Source organism: Pseudomonas sp. CP4 (assembly GCF_047758505.1).
Taxonomy (GTDB): Bacteria; Pseudomonadota; Gammaproteobacteria; order Pseudomonadales; family Pseudomonadaceae; genus Aquipseudomonas; species Aquipseudomonas fluorescens_AO.
The window spans coordinates 1,285,769-1,301,613 of record NZ_CP180489.1 but is presented as its reverse complement, the minus strand read 5'-3'; the positions used below and the strand labels follow the sequence as shown (position 1 = coordinate 1,301,613).

The 15,845-nt window shown below is 60.8% G+C and carries 12 protein-coding genes; 6 read left to right on the top strand and 6 right to left on the bottom strand.

The window, feature by feature from the left end:
- Positions 1 to 13: 13 nt before the first annotated feature.
- Complete coding sequence (locus ACMYUN_RS05605; RefSeq protein ID WP_415763188.1) at positions 14 to 1,552, bottom strand: NCS1 family nucleobase:cation symporter-1; 1,539 nt, start codon at positions 1,550 to 1,552, stop codon at positions 14 to 16.
- Between the two features lie 574 nt (positions 1,553 to 2,126).
- Entirely contained in the window at positions 2,127 to 2,867 is a 741-nt protein-coding gene (locus tag ACMYUN_RS05600; protein WP_041479156.1) for a phosphoadenylyl-sulfate reductase, read from the bottom strand.
- 164 nt (positions 2,868 to 3,031) lie between these two features.
- Here ACMYUN_RS05600 and thrH point away from each other — a divergent pair, with 164 nt between their 5' ends.
- Positions 3,032 to 3,649: a bifunctional phosphoserine phosphatase/homoserine phosphotransferase ThrH gene (gene thrH, locus ACMYUN_RS05595; RefSeq protein ID WP_129999206.1), complete on the top strand. Its 618-nt coding sequence runs from the start codon at positions 3,032 to 3,034 to the stop codon at positions 3,647 to 3,649.
- Positions 3,650 to 3,810: 161 nt separating this feature from the next.
- Here the strand turns inward: thrH and pabB are convergent, their stop codons facing one another.
- The 4 genes from pabB to ACMYUN_RS05575 form a co-directional block, all read right to left on the bottom strand.
- Positions 3,811 to 5,154 (bottom strand): aminodeoxychorismate synthase component I, encoded by a 1,344-nt coding sequence (pabB, locus tag ACMYUN_RS05590; protein WP_415763187.1) that lies wholly within the window; start codon positions 5,152 to 5,154, stop codon positions 3,811 to 3,813.
- A 233-nt stretch (positions 5,155 to 5,387) separates the two neighbouring features.
- Positions 5,388 to 6,374: an alpha-L-glutamate ligase-like protein gene (locus ACMYUN_RS05585; RefSeq protein WP_415763186.1), complete on the bottom strand. Its 987-nt coding sequence runs from the start codon at positions 6,372 to 6,374 to the stop codon at positions 5,388 to 5,390.
- The gene (locus tag ACMYUN_RS05580) at positions 6,374 to 7,909 is read right to left on the bottom strand and encodes an inactive transglutaminase family protein (protein ID WP_116659146.1); all 1,536 of its coding nucleotides are present in this window, start codon (positions 7,907 to 7,909) and stop codon (positions 6,374 to 6,376) included. Before ACMYUN_RS05580 ends, ACMYUN_RS05585 begins: the two co-directional genes overlap by 1 nt.
- Before the next feature lie 5 nt (positions 7,910 to 7,914).
- Positions 7,915 to 8,451, bottom strand: a complete 537-nt coding sequence (locus tag ACMYUN_RS05575; protein ID WP_039762988.1) for an ATP-dependent zinc protease — start codon at positions 8,449 to 8,451, stop codon at positions 7,915 to 7,917.
- Between the two features lie 414 nt (positions 8,452 to 8,865).
- On the opposite strand from ACMYUN_RS05575, the gene ACMYUN_RS05570 reads away from it, so the two are divergent.
- The 5 genes from ACMYUN_RS05570 to prpF all read left to right on the top strand — a co-directional run bounded on the left by ACMYUN_RS05570 (position 8,866) and on the right by prpF (position 15,789).
- Entirely contained in the window at positions 8,866 to 9,588 is a 723-nt protein-coding gene (locus ACMYUN_RS05570) for a GntR family transcriptional regulator (RefSeq protein WP_185757875.1), read from the top strand.
- Complete coding sequence (prpB, locus tag ACMYUN_RS05565; protein WP_024012298.1) at positions 9,585 to 10,478, top strand: methylisocitrate lyase; 894 nt, start codon at positions 9,585 to 9,587, stop codon at positions 10,476 to 10,478. Before ACMYUN_RS05570 ends, prpB begins: the two co-directional genes overlap by 4 nt.
- Positions 10,479 to 10,615: 137 nt before the next feature.
- On the top strand, positions 10,616 to 11,743 hold the full coding sequence (gene prpC, locus ACMYUN_RS05560; protein ID WP_415763185.1) for a 2-methylcitrate synthase: 1,128 nt from the start codon (positions 10,616 to 10,618) through the stop codon (positions 11,741 to 11,743).
- Positions 11,744 to 11,949: 206 nt separating this feature from the next.
- Positions 11,950 to 14,544 (top strand): Fe/S-dependent 2-methylisocitrate dehydratase AcnD, encoded by a 2,595-nt coding sequence (gene acnD, locus ACMYUN_RS05555; RefSeq protein ID WP_415763184.1) that lies wholly within the window; start codon positions 11,950 to 11,952, stop codon positions 14,542 to 14,544.
- 54 nt (positions 14,545 to 14,598) lie between these two features.
- Complete coding sequence (gene prpF / locus ACMYUN_RS05550; RefSeq protein ID WP_415763183.1) at positions 14,599 to 15,789, top strand: 2-methylaconitate cis-trans isomerase PrpF; 1,191 nt, start codon at positions 14,599 to 14,601, stop codon at positions 15,787 to 15,789.
- Positions 15,790 to 15,845: the final 56 nt, after the last annotated feature.

Below are 15,845 nucleotides of genomic sequence, written 5' to 3'. Positions count from 1 at the left end.
GGCCGCGAAGGGATCAGTGGCTGACGTTATCCACAGCGATGCATTCGCCGCTGACTTCGGCGTAATGCGTCTGGCGCTTGGCGATGATCAGGTAAAGCATGCCGGCGATACCGGCACCGATCAGCCAGGAGAACGGCGAAACGCTGTGGAAACCAGGTACCAGGGCCAGGACGATGGCGATCAGCGCTGCAGGAATAAACGCCGCCACCGCGCGGAAATTGATGCCACGGCTGTAGTAATAATCGCCGTTGGGGTCTTCGCTGTAGAGCTGCGGCACATTGATCCGGCCTTTGCGGATCAGCCAGTAGTCGACCATGATCACTCCGTACAGCGGGCCGAGCAGGGCGCCGAGGCCCGACAGGAAATACACGATCACCAGCGGGCTGTTGTAGAGATTCCACGGCAGGATCAGCACGGCAATGGTCGCGCTGATCAACCCGGCGCGGCGGAAGGTCAGGTACTTCGGCGCCAGGTTGCTGAGGACGAACGCCGGGGCGACGAAGTTGGCCATGATGTTCACCGCGACGGTGACGATCAGAAAAGCCAGGCAGCCGAGTACCAGGAAGAACGTGTTGGGGATCGAGGCGATGATTTCGGTCGGGCTTTCGATGATTCGCCCGTTGATCTGGAACTGCGCGCCACACAGCAGCACGGTAATCGCGGCAAATACCAGAATGTTCACCGGCAAACCCCAGAAATTTCCCACCTTGATGGTTTTGCGGCACGGCGAAGAACGGGCGAAATCGCAGAAGTTGAGGATCAGCGTGCCGTAGATTGCCAGCCACAACGCGCCGCCGGCGAAGATGTTGCGCCACATCTCGCCACCGGTCAGCGGCTCGCGGATCGACCAGGCAATGGTCGCGTTGGCCTGGAAGTACATCCACCCGGCGAGGGCAGCAACGGTCAGCAGAATCACCGGCCCGGCAAATGCCTCGTAACGGCGCACCATCTCCATGCCGTAGGCAAGGATCGCCAGTTGCACCAGCCAGATGGCAACGAAGCACACCCAGCCCAGAGTCGACAGGCCGAGAATCGAGTTGTGATCGTATTCAGCGAAGCCCGGATGCACGGCAGTCAGCAAGACGCGGAATACCACCGAGGCGAGGTACGTCTGAATACCGAACCAGGCGATGGCGATCACCGCCCTGATCAATGCAGGGATTTGCGCACCGTGGATGCCGAAACTGATCCGGCTGATCACCGGAAACGGCACCCCGGTTTTCTGCCCCATGTACCCGGACAGGTTCATGAAGAAATACACCAGCGCCGCGCCAATCCCCAGCGACAACAGAATCTGCCAGCCGCCCAGGCCCAACGCATACAGGCCGATAGCGAACGAGTAGTTGGCGATGTTGTGCACGTCGTTGGTCCACAGGGCGAAGATGCTGTACTGGCCCCAACGCCGGCCTTCGGCTTTGGTCGGCGCCAGATCGCTGTTGTGCAGACGCGGGCTCAGTTGCAGCGGCTCGCTCAGTCCGTCATGGGGCAACGGTTGATCGAGCGTGGCGGAGGGCAGATTCAGCGCGATGTTATTCGAAAGATTTGTACGCATTCCGGCAGGCTCCTGACGTTCGCCACCGCGATGACTGTGCATGAGCGCTCAGGCTCGACAAATCTTCGTCGCGGCGGTGAAAACATCACTGGTTACGGGGCATCTGCAGCCTGTACGGGATAGGGCGCTTCAGGCTTGCGGATCGAAAGTGTGCATGTTTTGCAGTTTTGTATACAAAACATGTATGCGATAAAGCCAGATTTGTGCCAGTTGCCAATCTATAAGCGGCAGGGCTCATTTCGAATAGTTATCAATGCGGCATAAGTGGCTGAAAAACAGGCGATATAAATTGATCGATCGGGCAGGAATTTTTTTCAGGGGAGGGAGTTTGCATAGAGGCAAGCAGATTGGGATTCTGCTGGGGAGTGTAACTTTTCAGGGCGTCAGAACTGAAAGTGCACACATAAATGGCACCGATGGTGACAACCTTGTGTACACCTTTTATGTGCCTGGCACATATCAATGTGGGAGCGAGCCTGCTCGCGAATGCGGTGGATCGAGCAACTGAAACGTTGACTGGAACGGCGCTTTCGCGAGCAGGCTCGCTCCCACAGGTCTTTCTATAAATGGGGGATCAAACCTTGCTCTTGCTGATGATATTCCCCGCATGCAGTCCGCATTCCTTCTGCGTGGCTTCTTCCCACCACCAGCGGCCTTCGCGCTCGTGCTGGTTCGGCAGCACCGGGCGGGTGCAGGGTTCGCAGCCGATGCTGATGAAACCGCGCTCGTGCAGGCTGTTGTACGGCAGCTCAAGCATGCGGATGTAACCCCAGATCTCCTCGCTGGTCATCTGCGCCAACGGGTTGAACTTGTACAGGGTGCGTTCCGGTGTCGAGAACGCCGTGTCGATTTCCAGCACCGCCACAGCGCTGCGGGTGCCCGGGCTCTGATCGCGGCGCTGGCCGGTGGCCCAGGCTTTGACGTCGGACAGCTTGCGCCGCAGCGGCTCGATCTTGCGGATGCCGCAGCATTCGCCGTGGCCGTCCTTGTAGAAACTGAACAGGCCTTTTTCCTTCACGAACGGTTCGAGTTTCGTGTAGTCCGGCGAGACGATTTCAATATCGATCTTGTAATGCTCGCGCACTTGCTCGATGAAGCGATAGGTCTCCGGATGCAGGCGGCCGGTGTCGAGGCTGAAGACTTTGACGTTCTTGTTCAGCTTCCACGCCATGTCCACCAGCACCACGTCCTCGGCGCCGCTGAAAGATATCCACAAGTCATCGCCGAACTCGGCGAACGCGAGCTTGAGGATGTCCTGGGCGGATTTGTTGGCATAGGTCGTGGCGAGTTCCACGACGTCGAACGTTGGGCTCATCAGGGCGGCTTCCTACAGGTCAATGGCGCTCGGGCGCTCTATAGGGGGCCGATGGTAACAAAAAGCTGCCGCGCTCGGGGCGTCCTCTGCGTTGCGCGCGTCTGGTGCAGACGCTAGAGTTCGGCCTCGCTCGACTCAATAATCACTACAAACGGGAGTGTCTTGTGGAAATTGCTTGCCTGGATCTTGAAGGGGTACTGGTACCGGAAATCTGGATCGCCTTCGCCGAAAAAACCGGAATCGACGCCCTCAAGGCTACCACCCGGGACATTCCCGACTACGACGTATTGATGAAGCAGCGTCTGCGCATCCTCGATGAGCACGGTCTCAAGCTCTCGGACATTCAGGAAGTCATCGCCACGCTGAAACCGCTGGACGGCGCGGTGGAGTTCGTCGACTGGCTGCGCGAGCGTTTCCAGGTGGTGATTCTCTCGGACACTTTTTATGAATTCTCGCAGCCGCTGATGCGCCAACTGGGTTTCCCGACCTTGCTCTGCCATCGCTTGATCACTGACGAAAGCGGTCGGGTGACGGGTTATCAACTGCGACAGAAAGATCCCAAGCGCCAGTCGGTGCTGGCGTTCAAGAGCCTGTACTACCGGGTGATCGCGGCGGGTGATTCGTACAACGACACGACCATGCTCGGCGAGGCGGATGCGGGGATTCTGTTTCATGCGCCGGACAACGTGATTCGCGAGTTTCCGCAGTTCCCGGCGGTGCATTCGTTTGAAGAGCTGAAGCAGGAGTTCCTCAAAGCCTCTAATAGAGAGTTGAGTTTGTAGTCGTCTGGAAGGACGTCTTCGCGAGCAGGCTCGCTCCCACACGATGATCATTCCCACGCTCTGCGCGGGAATGCCTCAACGGACGCTCCGCGTTCGGCTTTGGATGGGACGCGGAGCGTCCCGGGCTGCATTCCCACGCGGAGCGTGGGAACGATCATTCCTCAGAGGTTTTGCAGGGTTTCCAAGAGAATTCTGACTTTGGTCATCGACTCCTGATACTCCGCCTGCCAGTCCGAATCGGCGACAATCCCGCCGCCGCCCCAGCAGCACACCTGGCCATCCTTGACCAACAGACTGCGAATGGCGATGGAGCTGTCCATCTCGCCGCGCACGTCCAGGTACAGCAACGATCCGCAATACAAACCGCGCCGGGTCGGCTCCAGTTCGTCGATGATCTGCATCGCCCGAATCTTCGGTGCGCCGGTGATCGAGCCGCCGGGGAAGCTGCCCGCGATCAGGTCCAGCGCATCACGATCCGCCGCCAGTTCACCGGTCACGCTGCTGACCAGGTGATGCACATTCGGATAACTCTCCAGACTGAACAACTCCGGCACCCGCACCGAGCCGATGCGGCAGGTGCGCCCGAGGTCGTTGCGCAGCAGGTCGACGATCATCAGGTTTTCCGCGCGGTCCTTGGGGCTGGCCAAGAGTTCGGCGGCGTTGGCCGCGTCTTCGACTGGGGTGACGCCACGGGGGCGGGTGCCTTTGATCGGGCGGGTTTCGACCTGACGCTGGCTGACTCTGACGAAGCGTTCCGGTGACAGGCTCAGCACTGCGCCGCCATCGGGCAGGCTCTGGAAGCCGGAAAACGGCGTCGGACAGGCTTGGCGCAATGCGCAATAAGCCAGCCACGGATCGCCCTGGCATTCAGCACGAAAGCGTTGCGCGAAGTTGACCTGATAGCAGTCGCCGGCCTGGATGTAGTCCTGAATGCGCTCGAACGCCTGACGGTAATCGTCGGCCGAGAGATCAGCGGCCATCGGGGCGTTCAGTTTGAAGGGAGCCAGGGCGTCAACTTGAGGCTGGGTGAACAGCGCGATCAGTCGTTGCCGTTCACTGTCGACAAGCGATGGATGAAAGACCAATTGGCTGGTTTGCCCGTGGTGATCACTGATCAGCGCCCAGTTGTACAGGCCGAAACGCGCATCGGGCAGTTGCAGGTCATCCAGCGCCTGACTCGGCAGGTTTTCCAGATGCCGGCCGAAGTCGTAGCTCAAATAACCGATCAATCCGCCGGCGAACGGCAATTCGTACCCGGCAGGCACCTGCGCGTCGCCCAAGCGGCTGAGGTTGTCACGCAGGCGCTGGAGGAAGTGTGCACCGCTTTCGTCCGGCAACACCGCCAGTTGTTCCAGCGGCCAGGCGCTGAGCACGTCATAACGGCCGCGCTCGGCGCTCGGCCGGCCGCTGTCGAGCAGCACAGCGCCGGGGGCATTGCGGATAGCCGCGAAATAGTCGGCGGGATTGGCACGGTAGGGCAGTGGGTGTACGGAACAGGTCAACATGGGCGGGGCAGATCGGCCGTTGAGGCGGGGTGGCGATTGTAGTCCTCTGCGGGAATTGCTCCTAGAGGAGATGTCGGCGATTGGCAGATGGGCGGCAGAGTTGAAGCTCGGGTTCTTTGATCGTTCCCACGCTCCGCGTGGTAACGCCGCCATGGACGCTCTGCGTCCACTGTGACGCGGAGCGTCACGGGCTGCATTCCCACGCAGAGCGTGGGAACGATCAATGTGGAGGATCAGCCCTCGACCGCAGGAATATGCCCAAACATCTCCTGGGTAAACGCCACCCGCTCTTCAACCGATTCCTTTACGCCCCGCGCCTTCAGCTCTTCCAGCCGCGCTTCAACCGCGTGGGTACGCAAGGTCAGCCCGCAATCGTTGGCGATCTGGATGTTCAGCCCCGGCCGCGCATTCAGCTCAAGAATCAGCGGGCCTTTCTCCTGATCGAGCACCATGTCCACACCGATGTAACCCAGCCCGCACAGCTCATAGCAGCCGGCGGCGAGTTTCATGAAACCGTCCCAGTAGGGCAGTTGCACGCCATCCACCGCGTTGGTGGTGTCGGGGTGTTTGGTGATGATGTTGTTCAGCCAAGTCCCGCGCAGAGTCAAACCGGTGGCCAGATCGACGCCAACGCCAATGGCGCCCTGGTGCAGGTTGGCCTTGCCACCGGACTGGCGCGTCGGCAAGCGCAACATCGCCATTACCGGATAACCCATCAGCACGATGATGCGGATGTCCGGCACGCCTTCGTAGCTGATGCTCTTGAAGATCTGGTCCGGGGTCACGCGGTATTCGATCAGCGCGCGGTCGCGGTGGCCGCCCAGCGAATACAGGCCGGTGAGGATGCTCGAGATGTGATGCTCGAGCTCTTCGTGGGCGAGAATCTTGCCCGACACCGTGCGATAGCGGCCTTCGAAGCGGTCGGCGATGACGATGATGCCGTCGCCGCCCGCGCCCTGCGCCGGTTTGATCACGAAGTCGTTGCGCCCGCCGATGATCTCGTCGAGCTTGTCGATTTCCTTCTCGGTGGAGATCACCCCGAACAGCTCCGGCACGTGGATGCCGGCGGCGATGGCGCGTTCCTTGGTGAGGATCTTGTCATCGACGATCGGGTACAGGCTGCGCTTGTTGTACTTGAGCACGTAGTCCGCGTTTCGGCGGTTGATGCCCATGATGCCGCGCGCCTCGAGGGCCTTCCAAGTCTTCCAGAAACCGAACATCAGGCGTCAGCCTTCTTCAGGAAGGCCTTGAAACGTACCAGCTCGGTCAGGCGGTAGCCGCGATAGCGACCCATCGCCAGCATGAAGCCGACCAGAATCAGCAGGATCGCCGGGAAGGTGAAGACGAAGTACACCAGCTCCGGCACGGTCATGATCAGGTGCGCCAGGGAGGCGGCGAACAGCGTACCGATGGCGACTTTCAGCGCATGGTTGGCGCCGCGTTCTTCCCAGGTGATCGACAGGCGTTCGATGGTCATGGTCAGAATCACCATCGGGAACAGCGCCACCGACAAGCCACGCTCAAGGCCAAGCTTGTGGCTGAACAGGCTGATCGCCGCGATCAACACCACGACAAAGGTCAGTACCACCGACAGGCGTGGCAGCATCTGCAGTTTCAGATGTTCAAGATACGAGCGCAGCGACAGGCCCAGCGCGGTGATCACCGTGAACAGCAGAATGCCGAAGCCCAGCTGCGTTTCGCGGAAGGCGAGGGCGATCAGCACCGGGGTGAACGTGCCGAGCGTCTGCAGGCCGATCAGGTTGCGCAGGATCAGGATTACCAGCACGCCGATCGGGATCATCACCATGATCATGAAGGTCTGCTGGGTCTGCAGCGGCAGGCCGTACAGCGAGTAATCGAGGAAGTTGGCGTCGGTGTTTTCGTCGGTCAGCTTGGCCAGACGAATCGCGTTCATCTCGCTGTTGTTCAGGCTGAAAGTCACGTTGGCTTTCTTGCCGCCGTCGACGGTGATCAGGTTTTCGTCACCGGTCCACCACAGCAGGCGGTCGGTTGGCAGGCCTTGCTCACCGGTTTCCGGGTTGAAGTACAGCCAGTCGTTGCCGTTGAAGCTGCGCAACCACAATTCGGGTGTCTGTGGCTGATCGGCGACGAGGCGGATGGTGTGGACTTTTTCTACCGGAACGTGGGCGATCGACAGCAGCAGTTCGACGATCTTGGCTTTGTGCGACGTCGACGGATCGCCGGCCAGCAGCAATTTGACGTTGTCGTCGTTGACATTGTTGACGCGCTTGATCGCCTCGCCAATAAAGGTTTCGACGTCGGCCGAATGTTGGCGGATCGGTGCGAGCAGGGCTTCGGCGGCGATCTTTTCCGGGCCTTCGATGACCATGCTGTCACGGAAGGTCGGGCCTTTGACCTTGGACTTTTCCGCGGTGTAGCGCTTGGTCAGCACCAGACGGTAATACAACGTCTGGTTGCCCTTGGCGCGGCGGGCCGACCAGGTCACCTTGCGGTTGCCGTCGACGCGGTTGACCGCGACGCCGTAATTATTGGAGATGAAACTCTCGTTGAGGCTGACGTAGTCGCGGCTCAATGGCGGCACGAACATCTGGATCTTCACCGGATCCTTGGTGCTGGCGACGAACTCGACCTTGGCGTCGATGTTCCACAGGTCGTCGGTGGCGTCTTCGGTCACCGGGATGCCGAGCACGAAAATCTGATAGGCCGTAACCGAAACGCCCAGCAGCACCAGCACGGCGATCAGGATTTTCAGGTGGAAGGTAAGAGAACGCATGGAAATTACTCGGCGGTATGAGCGGCGATGGTGCAGGCAGGTTTGCCGGCAGCGTATTTAAGACTGGGGTCGACCAGCGCGTCGAAGCGTTTCAGCGCCTCGGAGCCGATCAAGAGCGGATATTGGAACGCACTTCGGTCGGTGAGGTTCACTTCGATGCTGCGCAATGCCGAACCCATGCAGATATCCAGCTCGATCACCGGGCGTGCGGTGTACTGCTTGCCTTCTTCCGGATCGTAGTCGCCGGCGCGGCGCTTGATCTTGCTGACCCGCGCCAGCGGCCGTTCGATGGGGTGCGAATGCGCGGCGTCGATCGCCAGGTAGAAACGTACCCAGGATTCACCGTTGCGTTTGAAGCGTTTGATGTCGCGAGCGCTCAGCGAGGCGGTTTTCGCGCCGGTGTCGAGCTTGGCCGCGACTTCGAGATTGATGCCGTCAAGCGAAGCGTATTCGTTGAGGCCGTACACGGTTTTTTCCCCCGCGGCGGCGAGGCCGGGCAGGCAAAACAGAGCAAAAAAGGTGGGGAAAGGCTTGAGTCTCATAAATCCTGGTGCGCAGCGTTCCGTTATCGGTTCAGGTGCCCCGCACAACCGTGCGCAAACCCCCGCGTGTGCCTAGCAGCTTTTTATGGCAAGCCGTACAAAGACCCGCAAATGCGGGCGGCATTCTAGCACGGTGGTTTTATGGCGCCAGCGCTTGGGCCGCTCCATGGGCGTTGAGCAATTATCCCTGTGGGAGCCCCTGTGGGAGCGAGCTTGCTCGCGAAGGCGGCGTGCCATTCGAAGCAACGTTGACTGACATTCCGCTTTCGCGAGCAAGCTCGCTCCCACATTGGCTGAGTGCCCAGTTGATTGTGGTTATTAGACGATTGTCGACAATACCTATTTATCCTTTGACTCATTGCGTCTTATTGGCTAGTTTTTGCCGCATTGGATTTAAAGGTGTCGACAATCATGCTGGATCAACTCGATCCCCCGGTCATCAGTGGCGACGATTCCGAGACGCTGTCGGAAAACGTCTTCCGGCGCATCCAGGCCGCTATCGTCAAAGGCGAGATCGCCCCGGGCAGCAAGATCTCCGAGCCGGAACTGGCGCGCACCTATGGCATCAGTCGGGGGCCGTTGCGCGAGGCGATCCATCGTCTGGAAGGCCAGCGCCTGCTGGTGCGCGTGCCACATGTTGGGGCGCGGGTGGTTTCGCTTAGCCATGCCGAATTGATCGAGCTCTATGAAATCCGCGAATCCCTCGAAGGCATGGCCTGCCGCCTCGCCGCCGAGCGCATGAGCGTCGAGGAGATCGACGAACTGCGCCGGGTCCTGGAAACCCACGAGCGCGATGCGGCGTTTCAGGCCGGTGTCGGTTATTACCAGCAGGAAGGCGATTTCGACTTTCATTACCGGATCATCCAGGGCAGCGGCAATCGCACGCTGACGCAGATGCTCTGCGGCGAGCTGTATCAACTGGTGCGCATGTACCGCATCCAGTTTTCCACCACGCCGAACCGCCCGCACCAGGCCTTCGCCGAACACCACCGCATTCTCGATGCGATCGCCGACCGCGACGGCGAGCTCGCGGAATTGTTGATGCGCCGCCACATCGGCGCCTCGAAACGCAACATCGCCCGTCACTACGAGGACGGCGCCCACAACCAGACAGCCACTGAACGAGGTGATGCATGACTTCCAACCTGAACACGCCGGGCCAGCGCTTCCGCGATGCGGTCGCCAGCGAGCATCCTTTGCAAGTGGTCGGCGCGATCAACGCCAACCACGCGCTGCTGGCCAAGCGCGCCGGTTTCAAGGCGATCTACCTGTCCGGCGGCGGCGTAGCCGCAGGCTCGCTCGGCGTGCCGGACCTGGGCATCACCGGGCTGGATGACGTGCTCACCGACGTGCGGCGGATTACCGATGTCTGCGACCTGCCGCTGCTGGTGGATGTCGACACCGGTTTCGGCTCGTCGGCCTTCAACGTGGCGCGCACGGTCAAGTCGATGATCAAGTTCGGCGCGGCGGCGATTCACATTGAGGACCAGGTCGGCGCCAAGCGCTGCGGTCATCGCCCCAATAAAGAAATCGTCAGCCAGCAGGAAATGGTCGATCGCATCAAAGCCGCCGTCGATGCGCGCACCGACGACAGCTTTGTGATCATGGCGCGTACCGATGCGCTGGCAGTGGAAGGGCTGGAATCGGCACTCGATCGCGCAGCGGCGTGCATCGAGGCCGGCGCCGACATGATCTTCCCCGAAGCGATTACCGAACTGGACATGTACAAGCTGTTCGCCAATCGAGTAAAAGCGCCGATCCTGGCCAACATCACCGAATTCGGCGCAACGCCGCTGTACACCACCGAACAACTGGCCGGCGCCGACGTCTCGCTGGTGCTGTACCCGCTGTCGGCGTTCCGCGCGATGAACAAGGCTGCGGAAAACGTCTACACCGCTATCCGCCGCGATGGCACGCAACAGAATGTCATCGACACCATGCAGACTCGCATGGAGCTCTACGATCGTATCGACTACCACACGTTCGAGCAGAAGCTCGATGCGTTGTTTGCACAGAAAAAAGGCTGAACAAAACCCTGTGGGAGCGAGCCTGCTCGCGAAGACGGACTGACATCCAAGATTGATGTCGACTGAACCAGCGCTTTCGCGAGCAGGCTCGCTCCCACAAGTTTCCCCATACAAATTCAAGAAGATTGGAGAACACAATGGCCGAAGCAAAAGTACTCAGTGGCGCCGGGCTCCGTGGCCAGGTGGCCGGGCAAACCGCATTGTCCACCGTGGGCCAGGCCGGGGCCGGGCTGACCTATCGCGGCTACGACGTGCGTGAACTGGCCGCCGACGCGCAATTTGAAGAAGTCGCCTATCTGCTGCTGTACGGCGAACTGCCGACCAAAGCGCAACTGGCCGACTATCAACGCAAACTGAGCAAGCTGCGCGACCTGCCGCAGGCGCTTAAAGAAGTGCTTGAACGCATTCCCGCCGACGCCCACCCGATGGACGTCATGCGCACCGGTTGCTCGTTCCTCGGCAACATCGAACCGGAGAACGATTTCTCCGAACAGCGCGACAAGACCGACCGTCTGCTCGCCGCGTTCCCGGCGATCATGTGCTACTGGTATCGCTTCAGCCATGACGGCAAACGCATCGATTGCGTCAGCGACGAGCCGACCATCGGTGGCCACTTCCTGCACTTGCTGCACGGCAAGAAACCGAGCGAATTGCACGTCAAAGTCATGAACGTGTCGCTGATCCTCTACGCCGAACATGAATTCAACGCCTCGACCTTTACCGCGCGTGTTTGCGCTTCGACCTTGTCGGATCTGTATTCGTGCGTGACCGCGGCCATCGGTTCGCTGCGCGGTCCGTTGCATGGCGGCGCCAACGAAGCGGCGATGGAAATGATCGAGCGCTTCGCCTCGCCCCAAGAGGCGATCAAAGGCACCCTCGGCATGCTCGAGCGCAAGGACAAGATCATGGGCTTCGGCCACGCGATCTATAAGGACAGCGACCCGCGCAACGAGGTGATCAAGGGCTGGTCGAAAAAACTTGCGGACGAGGTTGGCGACAAGGTGCTGTTCCCGGTTTCCGAGGCCATCGACAAGACCATGTGGGAGCAGAAGAAACTGTTCCCGAATGCCGACTTCTACCATGCCTCGGCGTACCACTTCATGGGCATCCCGACCAAGCTGTTCACGCCGATCTTCGTCTGCTCGCGCCTGACCGGCTGGGCCGCGCACGTGTTCGAACAACGCGCCAACAACCGCATCATCCGTCCAAGCGCCGAATACACCGGCGTCGAACAGCGCAAGTTCGTGCCAATCGAACGTCGCTAGTGGGTGAGTGTGAAACACGGGTAGCTGGATAAACCGGTAACCAATGTGGGAGCGGGCTTGCTCGCGAATGCGGTGTATCAGTCGACAAATCGGTTGAATGACACCCCGCATTCGCGAGCAAGCCCCCTCCCACAGTTGACCGAGTCCACTTCAGTGCCGGTGTAACGCCCATCACTTGTAATCACCGTGACCCGAGTCCTGACCCGATGAACACAGAATTCCGCAAGAACCTGCCCGGCACGCCGCTGGATTACTTCGACACCCGCGCGGCGGTCGAGGCGATTGCGCCTGGCAGCTACGACACCCTGCCGTACACCTCCCGCGTGCTGGCGGAAAACCTCGTGCGTCGCTGCGACCCGGCCACGCTCACCGATTCCCTCAAGCAACTGATCGAGCGCAAGCGCGATCTGGATTTCCCGTGGTTCCCGGCGCGGGTGGTGTGCCATGACATCCTCGGCCAGACCGCGCTGGTCGACCTCGCTGGCCTGCGCGATGCCATCGCTTTGCAGGGCGGTGACCCGGCACAGGTCAACCCGGTGGTGCCGACGCAATTGATCGTCGACCACTCGCTGGCCGTCGAGGCGGGCGGTTTCGATGCCCAGGCCTTCGAGAAGAACCGCGCCATCGAAGATCGCCGCAACGAAGACCGTTTCCACTTCATCAACTGGACCAAAAAGGCCTTCAAGAACGTCGATGTGATCCCGCCGGGCAACGGCATCATGCACCAGATCAATCTGGAGAAAATGTCCCCGGTGATTCAGGTGCGTGAAGGCGTGGCGTTCCCCGACACCTGCGTCGGCACCGACAGCCACACGCCGCACGTCGATGCGCTGGGCGTGATCGCCATCGGTGTCGGCGGCCTCGAAGCCGAGAGCGTGATGCTCGGCCGCGCGTCGTGGATGCGCCTGCCGGAAAGCGTCGGCGTCGAACTGACCGGCAAGCTGCAACCGGGCATCACCGCTACCGACATGGTCCTGGCCCTGACCGAATACCTGCGCAAACAGAAAGTCGTCGGTGCCTGGCTGGAGTTCTTCGGCGAAGGCGCGGCAGCGCTGACCCTCGGCGACCGCGCGACCATCTCCAACATGGCCCCGGAATACGGCGCCACGGCGGCGATGTTCTACATCGACCAGCAGACCATCGATTACCTGAAACTGACCGGTCGTGAAGACCAGCAGGTTCAATTGGTCGAGCAATACGCCAAGCTCACCGGCCTGTGGGCTGACAGCCTGAAAGGCGCGCAATACGAGCGCGGCCTGACTTTCGATCTGTCCTCGGTGGTGCGCAACATGGCCGGGCCGAGCAACCCGCACGCCCGCGTCGCGGTGTCCGATCTGGCCGCCAAAGGCATCTCCGGCCAATGGGATGACGTGCCGGGGCAAATGCCCGATGGCGCAGTGATCATCGCCGCTATCACCAGTTGCACCAACACCAGCAACCCACGCAACGTCATCGCCGCCGGCCTCTTGGCGCGCAATGCCAACCAGCTCGGCCTGACCCGCAAGCCGTGGGTGAAATCTTCGCTGGCGCCGGGTTCGAAAACCGTGGCGCTGTACCTCGACGAAGCGGGGCTGACCACTGAGCTGGAACAACTCGGTTTTGGCGTCGTGGCGTTTGCCTGCACCACATGTAACGGCATGTCCGGCGCCCTTGATCCGCTGATTCAGCAAGAGATCATCGACCGCGATCTGTACGCAACCGCCGTGCTCTCCGGCAACCGCAACTTCGACGGGCGCATTCACCCGTACGCCAAACAGGCTTTCCTCGCCTCGCCGCCGCTGGTGGTTGCCTACGCTATCGCCGGGACCATCCGTTTCGATATCGAGAAGGATGTGCTGGGCGTGGTCGATGGTCGGGAAATCCGCCTGAAAGACATCTGGCCGAGCGATGAAGAAATCGATGCGGTGGTGAAGTCGTCGGTCAAGCCTGAGCAGTTCCGTCAGGTCTATATTCCGATGTTCGCCGTGCATGAAGACACCGGGCCGAAAGTCGCGCCGCTGTACGACTGGCGCGAGATGAGCACCTACATCCGCCGTCCGCCGTACTGGGAAGGCGCACTGGCCGGCGCCCGTCCATTGAAGGGTATGCGCCCGTTGGCGGTGCTGCCGGACAACATCACTACCGATCACCTGTCGCCATCGAACGCGATCATGCTCGACAGCGCCGCCGGCGAATACCTGGCGAAAATGGGCCTGCCGGAAGAGGACTTCAACTCCTACGCCACCCACCGTGGCGATCACCTGACCGCCCAGCGCGCAACGTTCGCCAATCCGAAGCTGTTCAACGAAATGGTCGTGGAAAACGGCGAGGTCAAGCAGGGTTCGCTGGCGCGCGTCGAGCCGGAAGGCCAGGTCATGCGCATGTGGGAAGCGATCGAAACCTACATGCAGCGCAAGCAGCCGCTGATCATCATTGCCGGCGCCGATTACGGTCAGGGTTCCTCCCGTGACTGGGCGGCGAAAGGCGTACGCCTAGCCGGTGTCGAGGCGATTGCCGCTGAAGGGTTCGAGCGTATTCACCGCACCAACCTGGTGGGCATGGGCGTGTTGCCGCTGGAATTCAAACCCGGCACCAATCGCCACACCCTGGCCATCGATGGTAGCGAAACCTACGACGTGATCGGCGAGCGCAAGCCGCGCGCGGATCTGACGCTGGTGATCAACCGCAAGAATGGCGAGCGCGTCGAAGTGCCGGTGACCTGCCGCCTCGATACCGCTGAAGAAGTGTCGATCTACGAGGCCGGCGGCGTGTTGCAGCGCTTCGCACAGGACTTCCTCGAAGAGTCGGCGGTTGCCGTTTAAATCAACTGATGTGGGCATGGGATTTCAAGTCCCATGCTTTCGGTAAGGAGCAATATGGCTCACGCACCACAAATCAAGATCCCCGCCACCTACATGCGCGGCGGCACCAGCAAAGGCGTGTTCTTCAGCCTCACGGATCTGCCCGAAGCCGCGCAGGTTCCAGGCCCGGCCCGCGATGCTTTATTGCTGCGGGTGATCGGCAGCCCCGACCCGTACGACAAGCAGATCGACGGCATGGGCGGCGCGACGTCGAGCACCAGCAAAACCGTGATCCTGTCGAAAAGCACCCGTGCCGATCACGACGTCGACTACCTGTTCGGTCAGGTCTCGATCGACAAGCCGTTCGTGGACTGGAGCGGCAATTGCGGCAACCTCTCGGCCGCGGTCGGTTCGTTCGCCATCAGCAACGGTCTGGTCGACGCTAGCCGCATCCCGGACAACGGTGTGGCGGTGGTGCGCGTGTGGCAGGCCAACATCGGCAAAACCATCATCGCCCACGTGCCAATCACCAACGGCGAAGTGCAGGAAACCGGTGATTTCGAACTCGACGGCGTGACCTTTCCGGCGGCCGAAGTGCAGGTCGAATTCATGGATCCGGCGGCGGAAGAAGAGGGCGGTGGTGGCTCGATGTTCCCCACCGGCAATCTGGTCGATGAACTCGAGGTTCCGGGTGTCGGCACGTTCAAGGCGACGATGATCAACGCCGGGATCCCGACGATCTTCGTCAACGCCGAAGACATCGGCTACACCGGCACCGAACTCCAGGGCGCGATCAACGGCGATCCGCGAGCACTGCTGATGTTCGAGACGATTCGTGCCTACGGTGCGTTGCGCATGGGCCTGATCGCCAATCTGGAAGAAGCCGCCAAGCGGCAGCACACGCCGAAAGTCGCATTCGTTGCCAAACCTGCGGATTACGTGGCGTCGAGTGGCAAAGCGATCGCTGCTGGTGACGTGGATCTGCTGGTGCGCGCGTTGTCGATGGGCAAGCTGCACCACGCCATGATGGGCACGGCAGCGGTGGCGATCGGCACGGCGGCGGCGATTTCCGGCACGTTGGTAAATCTTGCTGCTGGTGGGATTGAGCGCAATGCGGTGCGTTTCGGGCATCCGTCCGGGACGTTGCGCGTGGGCGCTGAGGCGACGCTGGAGAATGGCGAGTGGATGGTGAAAAAAGCCATCATGAGCCGCAGTGCGCGGGTGCTCATGGAAGGTTACGTCCGCGTGCCCGGTGATTGCTTTTAAGCAACAGCAGTATCCTTGTGGGAGCGAGCCTGCTCGCGAAAGTGATGCATCAGACA